A 15,686-nucleotide genomic window follows, 5' to 3' on the forward strand; every position below is an offset into this window, starting at 1 on the left:
CTATGCGAATATCAACCAGTCAGGTTTATGATCAGAACATTCGTACTATCATGAACAACCAAGAAGATTTGGTAAAAACTCAGCAGCAGCTTGCATCTGGTAAACGCATCATTACACCGTCAGATGATCCGGTTGGCGCCGCAAAGGTCCTACGATTAACCGAAGAAATTGACGAGTTAACCCAATTTCAGCGTAATAACGATTTAGTAACGGGGTCGTTGGAGCAACAAGAAGCTGTATTAGAAAATATCACCAATTCAATTAACCGGGCCAGGACGCTTGTTGTAGAGGCGGGTTCAGGCGCATTGGCTGAACAAGATAGACGTGCCATTGGCGCAGAATTAGAACAGATCAAGCTAGAGGTATTCGACCTGATGAATACCCAAGATGCTGATGGAAATTTCATTTATGCGGGTTATCAATCCGCTGAACCTGCATTTGAATATAACCCTGCTGCGTCAGGGAATGCCATTACGTTTACCGGCGATGCTGGCGTAAGTTTTGTTCAACTTTCCAATAGCTCAAAGATACAATCGACAAGTAATGGCTATGAAGTATTTGAAAACGTACTCTCGCGGTTTAATTTCTCGGTTACTAGCGATACGGTAAGTAGTTTTGAGCAAGCAACGGTAAGCGCGCAAAAAACCTTTGATGCGTTTTTCGATGATAGTTATGACCCTGTTAACGGTGCAAACAACGAATTTCAAGTTTCGTTTTTAGCCGGTGGTGATGCGCAACTTATTAACGTAGCCACAGGAAATGTTGTTGATACTGTTGGATTTACCCCTGGCGAGCCGGTTACCATTAAAGGTATGCAATTCGAAGTTACCGCTAATGCGGGGGAAACGATTAACTTCACGCTAGATGCGCCAGAAAAGAAGAGCATGGCGCAAACACTTCATGACATGCAGCAAGTACTCATGGATAGCAGTACTGACAATGACGCGCTTCAAGAAGCCATCTCAGATGCTTTAGTAGGGTTGGACAACGGCCTTGAAATCATCTCACTAGAACGTGCTTCTATTGGAAGCCGGTTGAATATTGCTGAGTCGGTATACGAAAGTAATTTAGATATGGAAATTGCAGCAAAAGCATCTCGTAGTTCGATAGAAGATGTTGATTATGCTGAAGCATCGTCTGAATTTGCTAAGCAAGAAACTGCCTTAGAAGCAGCCCTCGCCTCGTTTCCCAAAGTTTCAAATTTATCGCTATTTAATTATATCTAATCTCTAATATTACGGGTGAGTGATGCCATACCCGTAATAGTGGCAAGATAAACCCGAGCCTCTTTATCTACGAGCAAGGAATAGTACGACAGATATAAGGTATCCCTCGCGCTCGGTAAGGCAAGTCGCGCTTCAAGGCTGCCATTGTCTCCAGAAAGTAGCCACAATTTCGTGGTAAGCTTTTCCTGTTCCAATCTCTTCCTGCCAGTAAAAATAGGAACGGGTGAGTGCACATATCACTGGCCCACCTACATAGCTGCCCAGATCTTTCCTAATTTTAGCGCATTGAGCACATTTATTTCCTATCTAAAACCGATACTTAGATGATTGAAAGAGGCAATTTTGTTCCGCTTTACGGCAATTGTTGTTTTTTTTTCTAAAGGGAATTGTCGCGGGGTCGATACAACTACTGAGAGAGTCAGTTCATCAATTACCCCTCAGGTGTTGGTGACGATTAAATTGTAACGCCGGACATCCCGGCAGCCAGCACCTGCTGGACTGAGCGTGTAGGAGAGACTTTATGTCTATGTTTGTTAATACCAATGTTTCCTCATTGAATGCCCAGCGTCAATTATTTGATGTAAGTAATTCATTGAGTACGTCATTTGAACGTTTGTCGTCAGGCTTTCGCATTAATAGTGCTGCTGACGATGCAGCTGGCCTGCAAATCAGTGAGAGAATGACATCCCAAGTACAGGGCTTAGACCAAGCCGTGCGTAACGCAAATGATGCGATATCATTAACGCAAACCGCCGAAGGTGCGCTAGATGAGACGACTACTGCATTACAGCGTATACGTACACTGGCTGTGCAGGCACAAAACGGTATCAATAGTGCCGAAGACAGAGCAGCGCTATCGTCAGAGATTACCGCCCTTAAAACAGAGATATCTCGTATAGCGAAAAATACCGAGTTTGCTGGGTTGAGTATATTAAAAGGCGGCTTCTCAGCCGAGTTTTTAGTTGGGGCGAATGAAGGACAAACCGTTGAGGTTAAAATCGGCGAAACTCAAGGCGATTTTGGGATAACGGGTTTAGGTATTTCAAGTACTGTTGATACAGATGATAATGCAGATGACCTGTTGGGCGAAGTGGATGATGCGCTATCAAAAATTGGAACAGCACGTTCTGATTTAGGTGCATTGCAAAACCGTTTCCAGTCTACTATTAGAAACTTAAGCAACATTTCTGAAAACGTATCGGCGGCACGTTCACAAATTCGTGATACAGACTTTGCTACCGAAACAGCAAGTTTAACCCGTAATCAGATTATGCAACAGGCAAGCACTACGGTACTTGCGCAAGCGAATCAACGTCCGCAAGCTGCATTGTCGTTATTAGGGTAGTTAGAATTTTAATTTAGGCGCCTTATTATACGTGAGCGTATTTACCTAAAATACTCATTCAATTAGGCACGAAAACTATACAATTACCTTCAAAAACCAGCTTCTTCGAAGCTGGTTTTTTTATGCTTTCTATTGTCATCCTTTGCCGGCGCATTCTCTTATCACTGTTGGTGTTATCCGCCTATCCTGTACAGCTGACTATCACGCTTTAGTGCGTAACAAACAATGTTACATATTAAAGGTGAATAGTAGTTATCAATGCAAAGTAGAGGTAAAACCTGAATAAAAAGATGAGCTTTTGTAGCGATAAATAGCTAAAGCAATTTTACCAGCTTGCCGATAAATGATTATCAGCGCGCAAGCGCGGCTAACTGATAAGACCGAAGCCAGGAGGTAGTGAGAGGTTAGAATCTGAAACTCCGATCTCATCAGTCAGCAAAAGTAAATTGTTCAATTTACTTTTTATTTTATCGGTAGTGAGCCAATAAAATGTCAGAGTAACCCTGACGTTGATATTTGCAGCATATTTAGTGCCAAAATTATAGGTAATGCAATAAAAACAAAAATAAGCATTGATGAAAAAAGTTAGGAGAGAGTCATGAGTTTATTTGTAAACACTAATGTGTCGTCGTTAAATGCGCAGCGTCAGCTCTTTGATGTAAGCAATTCTTTAAGTACGTCATTTGAACGTCTGTCATCAGGCTTTCGTATAAATAGCGCCGCCGATGATGCGGCAGGCCTGCAAATTAGCGAAAGAATGACATCACAGGTACAAGGGTTAGACCAAGCGGTACGTAATGCTAATGACGCAATATCGCTTACGCAAACCGCAGATGGCGCGTTAGATGAAACCACTACAGCGCTGCAGCGTATAAGAACCTTGGCTATTCAGGCGCAAAACGGAATTAATAGTACAGAAGATAGGGCGGCGATATCTTCAGAGATAACCGCATTAAAAGCTGAAGTTTCAAGAATTGCAAAATACACAGAATTCGCAGGACTGAGTATATTAAAAGGTAACTTCGAAGCCAGCTTTTTAGTTGGCGCGAATGAAGGACAATCGGTTACGGTAACCATAGGTGACAGCGCGGGCGGCTTTGGAACTACAGGGTTAAATATTACAGGTATTGTGGACAATGATACAAATGCTGATTTGCTATTAGGTCAAATTGATGACGCACTATCTAAAATAGGTACGGTACGTTCTGATTTAGGTGCATTGCAAAATCGCTTTCAATCAACGATAAGAAATTTGAGCAATATTTCTGAAAACGTGTCGGCGGCTCGTTCGCAAATTCGTGATACTGATTTTGCTACTGAAACGGCAAGCCTCACCCGGAATCAAATTATGCAGCAAGCAAGCACAACGGTATTGGCCCAGGCTAACCAACGCCCGCAAGCCGCATTGTCCCTACTAGGCTAACATCAGAATGCTAAAGCTAGCTTAATGCAGGGAGGATAATCTCTTCGTTCGCCAGATATCTCACGCGTGGAAAATCCATAGTGAACTCGATTAGATACCGTGATGAAAACCTTGGCGGATGCGGCTACTTTTTACTAAGCGTTAGTTAATGGAACCACTCCACATCGAAATTCATTCCAGCATTATAATAGAAGAGATAAAAGACTAGATTTAGCACTACAGGTAGTGCAGGGAAAGAATAATAGAATTAATTGAAAAAATAACTAAAGCAAATTTGTTGCGATGCCGATAAGGATTTATCAGCGGGAAATAACGCTTGAAAGGCTGACTGAAGAGACCGAAGCCAGGAGGTAGTGAGAGGTTAGAGTCTGAACTACAATCTCATCAGTCAGCATAAGTAAATCACGACAATTTACTGTTTGTTTTATCGGTAGTGAGCCAATAAAACGTCAGAATAACTCTGACAATTATTTTAACTGCATTATTAATGCCAAAATTACAGTTGATGCAATAAAAATAATAATAAGCATCGATTTTAAATGTTAGGAGAAAGTCATGAGTTTATTCGTAAATACCAATGTATCGTCATTAAATGCCCAACGTCAGATATTCAATGTAAGTAATTCATTGAGTACTTCATTTGAACGTCTGTCATCAGGTTTTCGTATCAACAGTGCCGCGGATGACGCCGCCGGATTGCAGATCAGTGAAAGAATGACGTCACAGATTCAGGGGTTAGATCAGGCCGCGCGTAATGCAAACGACGCGATATCATTAACCCAAACAGCTGAAGGCGCATTGGATGAAAGTACCACAGCGTTACAGAGGATAAGAACGCTTGCTATCCAAGCACAAAATGGTATCAACAGTGCTGAAGATAGAGCTGCGCTTTCTGCCGAGGTTACAGCGTTAAAAAATGAAATATCTCGTATTGCTCAAACCACTGAATTTGCTGGCCTTAATATTTTATCAGGCGACTTTTCTGCTAACTTTTTAGTAGGCGCTAACGAAGGACAATCGGTTACCGTATCCATTGGCGACACCGCGGGAGGTTTTGGCACAACCGGGCTAAGTGTAACTGGTACCGTTGATAGCGATTTGAATGCAGATGCCTTGCTAGGTCAGGTCGATGATGCGTTGTCAAAAATTGGTACGGTACGCTCAGACTTAGGTGCATTGCAGAACCGTTTCCAATCAACGATTAGAAACTTGAGTAATATATCTGAAAACGTATCAGCAGCACGATCGCAAATACGAGATACTGACTTTGCCACTGAAACTGCGAGCTTAACCCGTAACCAAATTATGCAGCAAGCCAGTACAACGGTTTTAGCTCAGGCAAATCAACGTCCACAAGCAGCCCTGTCTTTGTTAGGCGGCTAATAAGTAATATGTAAGCAGGTTATTAACTCAACAGGCGATAACCTTTGTGACCACGAATGGTGTTTTACACCCTCACTGATAACCCTTAACTACAAAGAAATTTGCTCACCCTCCTAACAAGAGCAGATACTCGCCGAGGCGCCATGCCTCGGCTTTTTTGTCAGATTTTTCCTCCTATTTATAAAAACTTCCACGCCCATTGATACTTTCTATTACGTTATAAATTACTGTTTTATAGCGACTAATTTTTTGCGATAGCGCAATGCAGGTAACCTTCCTCCCCCCCAAAAAAAATAAAAGTGAAAAAAACGAAAAAAAATTAAAGAAGCTCATGTTCTCGCCGATACATTAGCTGAGGGGTAATTTGATATTTTTTTGTCTCGTCGGGAGTAGTGACTTGACGGACGTAATCTGAAAAAGTTTTCAGCGAACATAGCAACGCAGAAAACTTACCAGGAGGTAATTTATGTCTTTATTTGTAAACACTAACGTGTCTTCATTGAATGCGCAGCGTCAATTATTTGATGTAAGTAATTCATTGAGTACGTCGTTTGAACGTTTGTCGTCAGGCTTTCGCATTAATAGTGCTTCTGACGATGCAGCTGGCCTGCAAATCAGTGAGAGAATGACATCCCAAGTACAGGGCTTAGACCAAGCCGTGCGTAACGCAAATGATGCGATATCATTAACGCAAACCGCCGAAGGTGCGCTAGATGAGACGACTACTGCATTACAGCGTATACGTACACTGGCTGTTCAGGCACAAAACGGTATCAATAGTGCCGAAGACAGAGCAGCGCTATCGTCAGAGATTACCGCCCTTAAAACAGAGATATCTCGTATAGCGAAAAATACCGAGTTTGCTGGGTTGAGTATATTAAAAGGCGGCTTCTCAGCCGAGTTTTTAGTTGGGGCGAATGAAGGACAAACCGTTGAGGTTAAAATCGGCGAATCTCAAGGCGATTTTGGGATAACGGGTTTAGGTATTTCAAGTACTGTTGATACAGATGGAAATGCAGATGACCTGTTAGGTGAAGTAGATGATGCACTATCAAAAATTGGAACAGCACGTTCTGATTTAGGTGCATTGCAAAGTCGCTTCCAGTCTACTATCAGAAACTTAAGCAGTATTTCTGAAAATCTATCTTCGGCGCGCTCGCAGATAATGGATACAGATTTTGCTTCTGAAACGGCAAATCTAACACGAAATCAAATTATGCAGCAGGCGTCTATCTCTGTGCTAAGTCAGGCAAACCAGCGTCCTCAAGCTGCGTTGTCGCTTCTTGGCTAGATATTTGCTTTAATTCTAGCGGCTATTCGGTTCGCTATAATATGGTATCTGCTATAATTCTGTTATGACAAATGCGGAGTGCACTTATCCAAGTCACTCCGCTTTTTAGCTGATGGGAGTAATAATGTGGAAATTCAACATTCAGCGTTTGCCCAAAGTACAACTTTACCTGAGCAACAACACAAAAACACCTCTATAGAGACTAATAAGGACGTAGCCGGCATAGCGAGACATTCTGACACTACAGGCGAAAGCTCATCGCAGAAAAATAGTGTTAATTTAGTTAAAGAGTTAGAAGAAAGTGCCGATAGCACTACTAATAGCGGTTCTTTTGAATTAGAAGAAGCAGTAAAGAAAGTTGAGTCATTTTTGAGCTCACAAAATCGCGATTTATCTTTCACTATAGATGATGAAACAAAACGCACCATTGTGACAGTAAAAGAATCAAGCTCAGGGGAGGTTATCCGGCAAATTCCTTCCGAGGAAGTGCTAAACCTTGCCAGCCGGATACGAGAACTGCAAGATGATGTGGGCAATAGTGTGGGCGTTTTCATTAATAGCGAGATTTAACGAGGTACATCATGACAATTCAATCTTTAGGGGTCGGTTCAGGGCTTGATTTAGATGCACTGGTGCAGCAATTAATCTCTGCTGAAAGGCAGCCCAAAGAAGAACGGCTTAACGAAAAAGAAGAACGAGTAGAGGCAGAAATATCAGGCCTTGGTAAAGTTAAGTCTAAATTGTCTGATTTTCAAGACATCGTTGATGAGCTCAAAAGTGATAGGGAAATTAACGGGCGAGAACCCACAATAGATAACCCCACCGAAGACGACGACGTATTTTCCGCTGAGGCAGCAAATTCTGCTTTGCGTGGTTCATACGCTATTTCGGTTTCACAATTAGCCTCCGGAAGCAGAATTACAACAGACGAGGGCGCATTTACCTCAAGTTCTGATGCGTTACTTTCTACTGGTACTGGTTCATTGACGTTTAGCGTAGGCGCTGATGATTCTTTTACAGTAAATATTGATAGTACAACGACCCTTGCCGATTTAAGGGAAATGATAAATGACAGTGACGATAATTTTGGGGTAACTGCCAACATAATTGAAACGGGCACTGCTGCGGGCCCTCGTCTTGTTTTTCAATCGGAGACTACGGGTGATGGAAACGACCTTGTAATAACTAATGATTCTGGCAACGCAGAGCTTGACCGTCTTTCTACTACAGGCGGAGCAACCAACATTAGTGCTGGTAACATTGAAGCTGCTAAAAATGCCATTGCCTTCATTGATGGTATTGAAGTTCAAAGTGACAGTAATAAATTCGATAATACTATTCAAAACGTAAGTTTTACGGCAAAAGAAGCCTCACCGAAAGATGCGAGTGACAATCTTATTCCTTCAACACTAACCATCGGTTATGACAAAGAAGGGTTACAGGAAAAAATTGAAAACTTCGTAGATAATTATAATAACTTAATTAAAGAGTTAGACGCACAAACTAAGTATGGTGAGTCTGATTTAGAAGAAGATGGAGCCCTTGCTGGAGACTCGTTGATAAGAAGTATTAAGTCTGGTCTGGCAACAATAATTGGTGATAACGTTTCTACCTCTGCATTAGGCGGTCTCTTCAGTTTAGGCGTGGAATTAAATGAAGATGGCGAATTGGAAATAAGTAGTACTGATTTTGGTCTGGGGTCAGGGGAAGATCGCTTAGAAACCGCCTTGGAGGATAGTTTCGATGATATCGCAACGTTATTTACCGATGAAAATGAAGGTATAGCAGCGCGACTAGCATCTTATCTAGAGCAGTATACGTCTTCAGACGGATTAATAAGCCTACGAGAAAAAACAGCGAAAGAAGACAGGGAAGAGGTGTATGATGATCGTGAAACGCTTGAGCTAAGAATGGTTAGTTTCGAACAAACACTACGGGATCGCTATTTAAACTTAGATCAGACAGTAGCGCAATTGAACCAAACAAGCTCTGCATTGTTAGCAGTTCTTTAACAACAGATCCTTGGAGATAACAGTGTCACTTAAAGGTATTAACGCTTATAAAAAGGGCAGCTTAAAGCAAGATGTTGCCAATGCAGACCCGCACAAACTAACGCTTATGCTATATCAGGGTGCATTGGATAGAATTGCCTATGCTAAAGGCGCGATGGGCCGAAATGATTATGTACAGAAGTCGGAGTATATAACAAGAGCGAGTTCAATTCTCATTCATTTAAGAGACACACTCGATCTTGACGTTGGTGGAGAGATAAGCGAAAACTTATTCGCGCTTTACAACTACATGATAAACCTACTCACTGAAGCACATGTGCAAAACAACCAGAATGCGTTAGATGAGGTGTCTTCTTTACTTACACCTATTCGCGATGCATGGCTAGAAATTCCAGCAGAAGCAAAAGAAGAAGCCTACAGAATGCAGCGTGAGAAGAAGCAAGCTTTGTAGATGTTAGACACCCTTAATCATGCCTTTACACCGCTTTTTTTACGCAAGTTAAACGCTGATTTAGCCACTTATTTAGCCGTTGAAGAACGCAACGAATCAGAAGACAAACTCGTTCGACTTATGGCGTTAAGGCATAGACTCGTTGTTCGTGAATTGAAACGATTACCTGCCTCAACGTTACCCTCCTTTGCTGAAAACGAGTTAAACGTAAATAAATACCTAGAAGAAGTTGTGCGAGACTTTCAATCCCAAGTGAAAAAGGAAATTGTTGGTTTTTCTCGAGCACAAAAAGCGGCGAAGAGTTATAAATAATAATGCTCAAAGATATAAGATATTTTATTGATGAAAATGTGGAGCGCCAAGAACAGCTAGAGCGTTCATGGGCTAATACAATCGAAGAAAATAGGCAGGCTAGCTTAAACGCGTTCAAGCAAACTATGCCGACTATCTATCACACGTTAAAAAGTGCAAACAATTGCCCAGAAAGTGTGTTTGTGAATAAAGATGGCGAATTAGATATTGTGGATGTGACCACAGGTAAAGTGCTTTATGGTTACGATGTAAATAAAAGTATAGAACTTCACCTTCAACAGTTTGTATCTAATCCCAGATATGTTTCATTTTCTACTTCGACCATCGCAGACCATCTTCCGAAAAATATCGACGTGATAGTTATTTTTGGCGTAGGAATCGGCACGCATTTATTGTCGTTGCTGCAAGAGTACACAATTGCCCATCTGGTTATATATGAACCTAATTTAGGGTATCTTGACTGCTCTTTATCGTCAGGGATATGGGCGCAGGTTTTCGAATTGGCAGCAATGAAGAAAACAGGGATTTATCTGCAAACACAGCTAGAGCCGAGCAGAGTATTGTCGGACTTAGGTGAGCTGTACGATTTTTCGCCTTTTAAACATGTCTATGTGTATCAGCATTATCATTCAAATCCTTTTGACAATGCGATGGCGTATTTATCTACAGCCACACTCAATGAATTAGGTTCCATGCTACGGCGTCCGCTTTCTAAAAGAACGCATGTTGATAGTTTAGTGCCATGGCCGCCGGTGGTAAGTGCCATAAAATGGTCAGAAGAGAGCCTGAATGAAAAGATGTATCAAAAGAATATTGATGCTTTCTCTCAATTCTTTCCGGATATTGCGAACGAATTTCGTCATTATAAAGCTAACAAATGGAAGCCCTTAGCAAATGCTTCAGGGGAAGTGAATGTTTTCCATATAGAGACAAATTCTGCTCTTTACGGTGACTCGCCGATGGACATGGAGCATGAAGCCTATAATGCTTTCGTCAAAGCGCCTACAAAAGAGCGACTCGCATTAACGTCTAAACAAGGCAAATCATATTCCCATTCTCACCAACGAATGGTTAAAAAGATTGAAAAACTATTTAAAGGGCTTTCTGCAGAAGAAGAGAGCTTACCTGAAGAGGTGCGCGCGTTACTTTTGTTTGGTATAGGGGCTGGTTACAAACTCCATGAGCTGTATTCAAATTTCGACATAGACGCTCTTTTCATTTGCGAACCTAATCGAGATTTTTTCTATGCATCTTTATTTGCTATTGATTGGGGGACTATTCTGACCAAAGCAGATGAAAGCAACAAACGGGTATATTTGAATATAGGCGATGATGGCTCTAATTTAGCAAGAGATTTGTCAACCCAGTTGCACGTTATTGGCACTCATATTATTGAGTCCATGTATTTTTCTCAAGGCTATGATAACGATAAGTTAAAACCTGCTATAAACAACCTACATGAAGAGTTGAGAGGTATTATCGCTCTCGGGGAATATTTTGATTATTCTCGATATGGTGTAGCACACACAAAATGGGCGATAGAGCAGGGCGTTAGCTTCTATACCGCGAACCCAGATACGTCTATCGATAGTGCGTCAGCAAATGTTCCCGTATTTATTGTTGGGAACGGCCCCTCGTTAGACAACTTGATCCCATTGATAAAAGAAGAAAGATCCCGAGCGATAGTTATTTCGTGTGGTACTGCACTTCAGGTTCTCTATAAAAACCAGATAACCCCAGACTTTCACGCGGAAATTGAATGTAATCGGGCTACGTATGATTGGGCAATAAGAATAGGTGATAGGCAGTTTCTGAAAAATATTGATTTTATAAGCTGTAACGGTGCGCATCCGGATACTATAAACCTATTCAAAAACGCTTATCTTTGTTTTAAAGAAGGGGAAGCTTCAACTGTAGTTGTAGAGAAATTATTACCCGATCTCACACTACCTGAACTTAAATTTTCTTATCCCACAGTTTCTAATTTTGCAGTGAATTTTTCGCTAGAGATGGGGTTTACACAAGTCTATCTATTGGGGGTAGATTTAGGCTTTGTAGATCCCAAACATCACCATTCTAAGTTATCCGGTTACTACCTCGACGACGGAAGCGAACGCTATGACTACGCACAAAAAACGAATGCGGGCTTAATAGTTAAAGGAAACTTTAGGGCATCAGTTTCTACTAAGTTCGAATTTAATATGGCCAGAACGTTGCTAGAGAGCGCAGTGCGCGCTTTTCCGCAAGCCGATGTCTACAACTTAAATGATGGTGCGGCTATCAGTGGTTGCTTACCTTTGAAGCCAGATTTTGTAATTGTACAAAATTCTGTAGCGGATAAGGAAGCAGCGCTGGAGTGGCTAAAGTTAGATGCTCATACCCCCATTTCTGATCTATCATTCAGTACAAACTTCGAGAATCAGTTTGATCACGCATTGATGTTAGCAGAGATCGAAGAACTTCAAGCGTTAAGTCAAGTAAGCATTAGCTCTAGAGCGGACATACAAACTGTAATAGAAAAACAGCGAGCCCTCCTGGTAGATTCTTTTTTGAAAAACGGCAGTCTTTTCTTTTATTATTTTAATGGTTCCGTTAATTACATTAATGGCGTTTTAAGTAAGCTTCTTGCACTTCGAAATGGCTCTGTTACAGCGGAGTTATTTAGTAACGTAGTAAAAGAATGGCAGGTTTTTTTGAGCAACTGCTTAGAAAGCCTTCGCAAAGTTCCTTTTGAATTCGATTACGTCTCCAGCTTTGTACCAGAGCGTGAAGCTGTTTTTATTAAAGAACAATGCCAACAATTTATTGCACGCTCTAAGTTGAACGAGACAGATGATAAATTCATAAAGCAGTACTTAGATGAAGTGACCAAAAAAAACAAACAGTGGTTAGAAACCAATTTTAGCAATAAAGATATAGCACTGCTTTGTGACGAGAGGGAATGGTATTCTGCAGTAGACAGGCATGAGTCACATGTTATTGTTCAAATTGACGAAGGTACGAAACAGCAAACCTTAATAGGTTATTTAAATAAACAAAATACGGTTATATATCATCATCCGGTGTTTAATTTTAAACGCGATATTGATGCTTACCTAAACGGTGAAACTGTCTTCTATCATGCAAAAAACAAAGCATCTTGGACTGTGAGGGCTTGGATTCAAAAAAACACAGCCTTAGTGATTATACCAAAGCTTTACTTTGTAGGTGAACGTAAAGAAATACCAAATAGCTTGCGGGTTTACGCAGAGAAAGTAGTAAATATGTTCCCAGATGGTCTGCGCTATGTTGACTACCCAAACTATATTATGGTCCCAAGAGCTAGCGCTCAATATTATGACTACATCGTCGATAAATTAGGTAATCGAGGTGTTTTATGTAGTGGTACACTGAATGCAGAATCGTTGTTTTTTGACGGCATCAGTATTGATGATGGACGTCGGCAAATCGAAAATAATATGCTGTGGTGGGGTTTTAAAAAGTGAATAATGGCTTTGTTTAGAGGGCCAGATAAATCGCAGTATACGCCCTTAATATCTGTGATAGTGCCCAGTTATAGGCACGAAAAATTTCTTGCTGAAAGACTTAATACTATTTCTTGGCAAACATATGAGAATATTGAAATTATACTACTTGATGATGCAAGTCCGGATAATAGTGGCGATATTCTTACTCGATTTGCCTCAACGTGTGAAAATGTTTCAGCACTACGCATAAACAAGAGCAATTCAGGCTTGCCCATACATCAGTGGGTCAAAGGCGTATCTTTGGCCAGGGGCGAGTACGTTTGGATTGCAGAGAGCGATGATGAATCTAGCCCCGAATTTCTGTCAGAGCTCCTTAATTTACTGATGAAAAATCCATCAGCAGGTATGGCCTATTGTGACAGTGAGGTTATTGACGAAAACAGCCACTTTGTTGCTAGGTATGACTATACCTCTACTCAATATGCGGACAGTGGATTGTGGGCATCAGACTTTTGTATGCATGGGCGTGATTTCGTTGCCAATTTTATGGTCTTCCGTAACCTCATTCCTAACGTAAGTGCAGTGTTGTTTAGAGCTTCCGTTCTAAAAGACAATTTGTGTGAAAGCTCACTAAAGTACTGCGCAGATTGGGCGCTGTATAACAAAATACTGCTATCACATGACATCGCTTTTTCTCCTGCGCCAATGAATAAATTTCGAAAGCATATTCAAACAACCCGATGGCACGATAAAAAAAGTTACGTGACTGAGTTGAGAGAAAAGCTTGTCTTACTGAAATCACTCAAGTGTGCCTTTACATCAAATGCGAGTGCGCAAAGTAACATTGACTCTTCTTTACGCTTTATTTTTTCGAACCGACACAAATTCAAGAGGGTCGAGTACCTGTGCTCTCAAATCGCAGAGCTGAACAAAGCCTCAATTAAACAGCTGTATATATTTGGCGCTAATGATATAGCCGAGCGTGCTATTGAAACATCGCTAACGATGAATATTAAACCTATTGTCATTGATACTTTTAAAGCTGGGCAAATGTGCAAGGGAATAGAAGTCACTCCGTTAAACGTCAATGATTTTAGCGATTCAAGTGTTGTAGTTATTTGCTCTCTGAGCTATCAGGATACAATGCAAATGATACTTGAAGAACGTGGCTTCGAAGGACGAGTGTTACGAGTATAGAGAAAACTGATGAAAAAAAGTACTCTTATAGTTGGATGGAAGCAGGAGCTTGAACAGATTGAGTCTATGGCAAGCTCACTAGAGCGGGTGCAGGTCATTTTGTTTGATGATAACGGGCTGGTTTGGGTGCCCTCCCAAAAAGTTAATGATATAGAATTCTTAACTATTGAACAGGGACAATTCACTCACAGAGATAGTAGCTTAAAGGCGCCTTCCGAATTAGCTCTATGGCTCTATGAAAAACCGTCTTTCGATACGATATATTTCTCTCGTTACGCTGGTCTTGGGTACTTTGCAAATGTCTTGCACCGCACCGTTGAACGCTGCATGCACTGGAATGTTCACTGGTTCGGCTGTAAGTCAGTTCAACAGGAGTATACTGATGCAAAACGTTTTCTCGACAAAGAAGGTTTGCTGCTAAGACATCTTGAAAAGCATCAGGAAATTGAAAAAACGCATCTAAAAAATGAACGCGCGCGAATAGATATAAATGATGTTTCGGTTATCATCCCCTTCCATAATCGCATAGATTATTTACCTTTAACGCTAACATCTGCAGCGCAGCAAGGAGTCGGCCTTGAAGTAGTAATTGTGAATGATGCGAGTAGCCCAGTAGAAAGGAAGAAGTTAGCAGAATTATTGGAAGACCCACGATTTTCCAATTTAGATATTAAAGTCATAGATAGTATGATCCCGCTCGGTGCTTCCAATGCAAGAAATAAAGGCGCTGCAAGCACGAATCGCGGCTATCTATTTTTTCTTGATGATGATGACATCCTTGCGCCAAGCGCACTTCGTTTGTGCTGCGACGCGCTTTCAAGAGAAAATGCTGATGTTGTTACCGTTGCGTTTAGTTTTTTTGAGGGAGACGGTATACCTGACTTCACAAACGACAAAGGTATGCTCATCCAATTCCATTCTGCCAAAGACTGGTCATCAGCATTGTTATACAACTGTGTAGGCGGCATTAGCGCGCTGTATCGCAAAGCTACTTTTGAACAAGCAAACGGTTTTCAGTGTGGAGAGTTTGCAGGAGAGGAAGACTGGCAGCTCATCTTGAAGCTTTCATTCGCAGGCAAAAATATCGCCAATATACCCTTACCGCTTTTATGGTATCGAAACACGCCATTTAGCCTAAGTAAAAAGATGCTGCGGTATGAAAGTAGACAGCAACTATGTACCTTGTATGAAAAAGTTTTACCCGAACCTTTAGCAGCTCTCCCTGAGTTTGTAACGTCAACGCAGCATATGCAGAAAAAGTCTTTTGATGAAATGGCTATGCTAGGGTGGGAGTTATATCCTTATCGAGAGTGTCCCGTATACATCTACGGTGGTGGGGAGTTGGGGCGCAATGTTTTAACGTTTCTAAAAAAGCTTGAACCTTCAATAAACATAGAGTTCGTGATAGATAGGAATGCTGCTTTTATCAAAGAAATTATGGGATATAAAGTGGTCACGCTAGATGAGTGCGTTTTTAAAGAAAATGCAACGGTAGTTATTGCCTCATTAAGTTTTGTTGATGAAATTGCAGCACAACTTCCACCCTCCGTGAGCCATGTTATTAATTTAAAGAAGTAGG

General features: G+C 41.2%; 13 protein-coding genes. 12 read left to right on the forward strand and 1 reads right to left on the reverse strand.

The genetic code is table 11. The features are described 5' to 3' along the window. Positions 1 to 2: 2 nt before the first annotated feature. Positions 3 to 1,226, forward strand: coding sequence for a flagellar hook-associated protein FlgL (gene flgL, locus GTH32_RS01375; RefSeq protein WP_163083432.1), 1,224 nt, complete (start codon positions 3 to 5; stop codon positions 1,224 to 1,226). On the opposite strand, the gene GTH32_RS01380 is transcribed toward flgL, so the two are convergent. Next, positions 1,223 to 1,420: a hypothetical protein gene (locus GTH32_RS01380; RefSeq protein WP_163083433.1), complete on the reverse strand. Its 198-nt coding sequence runs from the start codon at positions 1,418 to 1,420 to the stop codon at positions 1,223 to 1,225. The two genes, flgL and GTH32_RS01380, sit on opposite strands and share 4 nt — an antisense overlap. Positions 1,421 to 1,746: 326 nt before the next feature. Between GTH32_RS01380 and GTH32_RS01385 the strand changes: the two genes are divergently transcribed. From GTH32_RS01385 to GTH32_RS01435, 11 genes are all read left to right on the forward strand, one after another. Beyond that, complete coding sequence (locus GTH32_RS01385) at positions 1,747 to 2,571, forward strand: flagellin N-terminal helical domain-containing protein (RefSeq protein ID WP_163083434.1); 825 nt, start codon at positions 1,747 to 1,749, stop codon at positions 2,569 to 2,571. Positions 2,572 to 3,169: 598 nt separating this feature from the next. Continuing rightward, positions 3,170 to 3,994: a flagellin N-terminal helical domain-containing protein gene (locus GTH32_RS01390; protein WP_163083435.1), complete on the forward strand. Its 825-nt coding sequence runs from the start codon at positions 3,170 to 3,172 to the stop codon at positions 3,992 to 3,994. A gap of 555 nt (positions 3,995 to 4,549) precedes the next feature. Then, complete coding sequence (locus GTH32_RS01395; protein WP_163083436.1) at positions 4,550 to 5,377, forward strand: flagellin N-terminal helical domain-containing protein; 828 nt, start codon at positions 4,550 to 4,552, stop codon at positions 5,375 to 5,377. 466 nt (positions 5,378 to 5,843) lie between these two features. Further along, a complete protein-coding gene (locus GTH32_RS01400) occupies positions 5,844 to 6,668 on the forward strand; it encodes a flagellin N-terminal helical domain-containing protein (protein ID WP_163083437.1) in 825 nt (274 codons plus the stop codon). Positions 6,669 to 6,794: 126 nt separating this feature from the next. Further along, on the forward strand, positions 6,795 to 7,238 hold the full coding sequence (locus GTH32_RS19445; protein ID WP_163083438.1) for a flagellar protein FlaG: 444 nt from the start codon (positions 6,795 to 6,797) through the stop codon (positions 7,236 to 7,238). 11 nt (positions 7,239 to 7,249) lie between these two features. Next, positions 7,250 to 8,680 (forward strand): flagellar filament capping protein FliD, encoded by a 1,431-nt coding sequence (gene fliD, locus GTH32_RS01410; RefSeq protein ID WP_163083439.1) that lies wholly within the window; start codon positions 7,250 to 7,252, stop codon positions 8,678 to 8,680. A 22-nt stretch (positions 8,681 to 8,702) separates the two neighbouring features. Beyond that, complete coding sequence (gene fliS / locus GTH32_RS01415) at positions 8,703 to 9,131, forward strand: flagellar export chaperone FliS (protein WP_163083440.1); 429 nt, start codon at positions 8,703 to 8,705, stop codon at positions 9,129 to 9,131. Beyond that, entirely contained in the window at positions 9,132 to 9,443 is a 312-nt protein-coding gene (locus GTH32_RS01420; RefSeq protein WP_163083441.1) for a hypothetical protein, read from the forward strand. Positions 9,444 to 9,445: 2 nt separating this feature from the next. Next, positions 9,446 to 12,928: a motility associated factor glycosyltransferase family protein gene (locus GTH32_RS01425; protein ID WP_163083442.1), complete on the forward strand. Its 3,483-nt coding sequence runs from the start codon at positions 9,446 to 9,448 to the stop codon at positions 12,926 to 12,928. A 3-nt stretch (positions 12,929 to 12,931) separates the two neighbouring features. Further along, positions 12,932 to 14,107 (forward strand): glycosyltransferase family 2 protein, encoded by a 1,176-nt coding sequence (locus GTH32_RS01430; RefSeq protein WP_163083443.1) that lies wholly within the window; start codon positions 12,932 to 12,934, stop codon positions 14,105 to 14,107. 9 nt (positions 14,108 to 14,116) lie between these two features. Continuing rightward, positions 14,117 to 15,685 carry a glycosyltransferase family 2 protein gene (locus GTH32_RS01435; protein WP_163083444.1) on the forward strand — a complete coding sequence of 523 codons (1,569 nt, stop codon included), beginning with the start codon at positions 14,117 to 14,119 and terminating at the stop codon, positions 15,683 to 15,685. Position 15,686: the final 1 nt, after the last annotated feature.

This window comes from Alteromonas profundi, assembly GCF_010500865.1.
GTDB classification, from domain to species: domain Bacteria; phylum Pseudomonadota; class Gammaproteobacteria; order Enterobacterales; family Alteromonadaceae; genus Alteromonas; species Alteromonas profundi.

Excerpts from the sequence above, each read along its gene's own strand:
- flgL (WP_163083432.1), top strand. The coding sequence starts at position 3 with ATGCGAATATCAACCAGTCAGGTTTATGATCAGAACATTCGTACTATC.
- GTH32_RS01385 (WP_163083434.1), top strand. The coding sequence starts at position 1,747 with ATGTCTATGTTTGTTAATACCAATGTTTCCTCATTGAATGCCCAGCGT.
- GTH32_RS01390 (WP_163083435.1), top strand. The coding sequence starts at position 3,170 with ATGAGTTTATTTGTAAACACTAATGTGTCGTCGTTAAATGCGCAGCGT.
- GTH32_RS01395 (WP_163083436.1), top strand. The coding sequence starts at position 4,550 with ATGAGTTTATTCGTAAATACCAATGTATCGTCATTAAATGCCCAACGT.
- GTH32_RS01400 (WP_163083437.1), top strand. The coding sequence starts at position 5,844 with ATGTCTTTATTTGTAAACACTAACGTGTCTTCATTGAATGCGCAGCGT.
- fliD (WP_163083439.1), top strand. The coding sequence starts at position 7,250 with ATGACAATTCAATCTTTAGGGGTCGGTTCAGGGCTTGATTTAGATGCA.
- GTH32_RS01420 (WP_163083441.1), top strand. The coding sequence starts at position 9,132 with ATGTTAGACACCCTTAATCATGCCTTTACACCGCTTTTTTTACGCAAG.
- GTH32_RS01425 (WP_163083442.1), top strand. The coding sequence starts at position 9,446 with ATGCTCAAAGATATAAGATATTTTATTGATGAAAATGTGGAGCGCCAA.
- GTH32_RS01430 (WP_163083443.1), top strand. The coding sequence starts at position 12,932 with ATGGCTTTGTTTAGAGGGCCAGATAAATCGCAGTATACGCCCTTAATA.
- GTH32_RS01435 (WP_163083444.1), top strand. The coding sequence starts at position 14,117 with ATGAAAAAAAGTACTCTTATAGTTGGATGGAAGCAGGAGCTTGAACAG.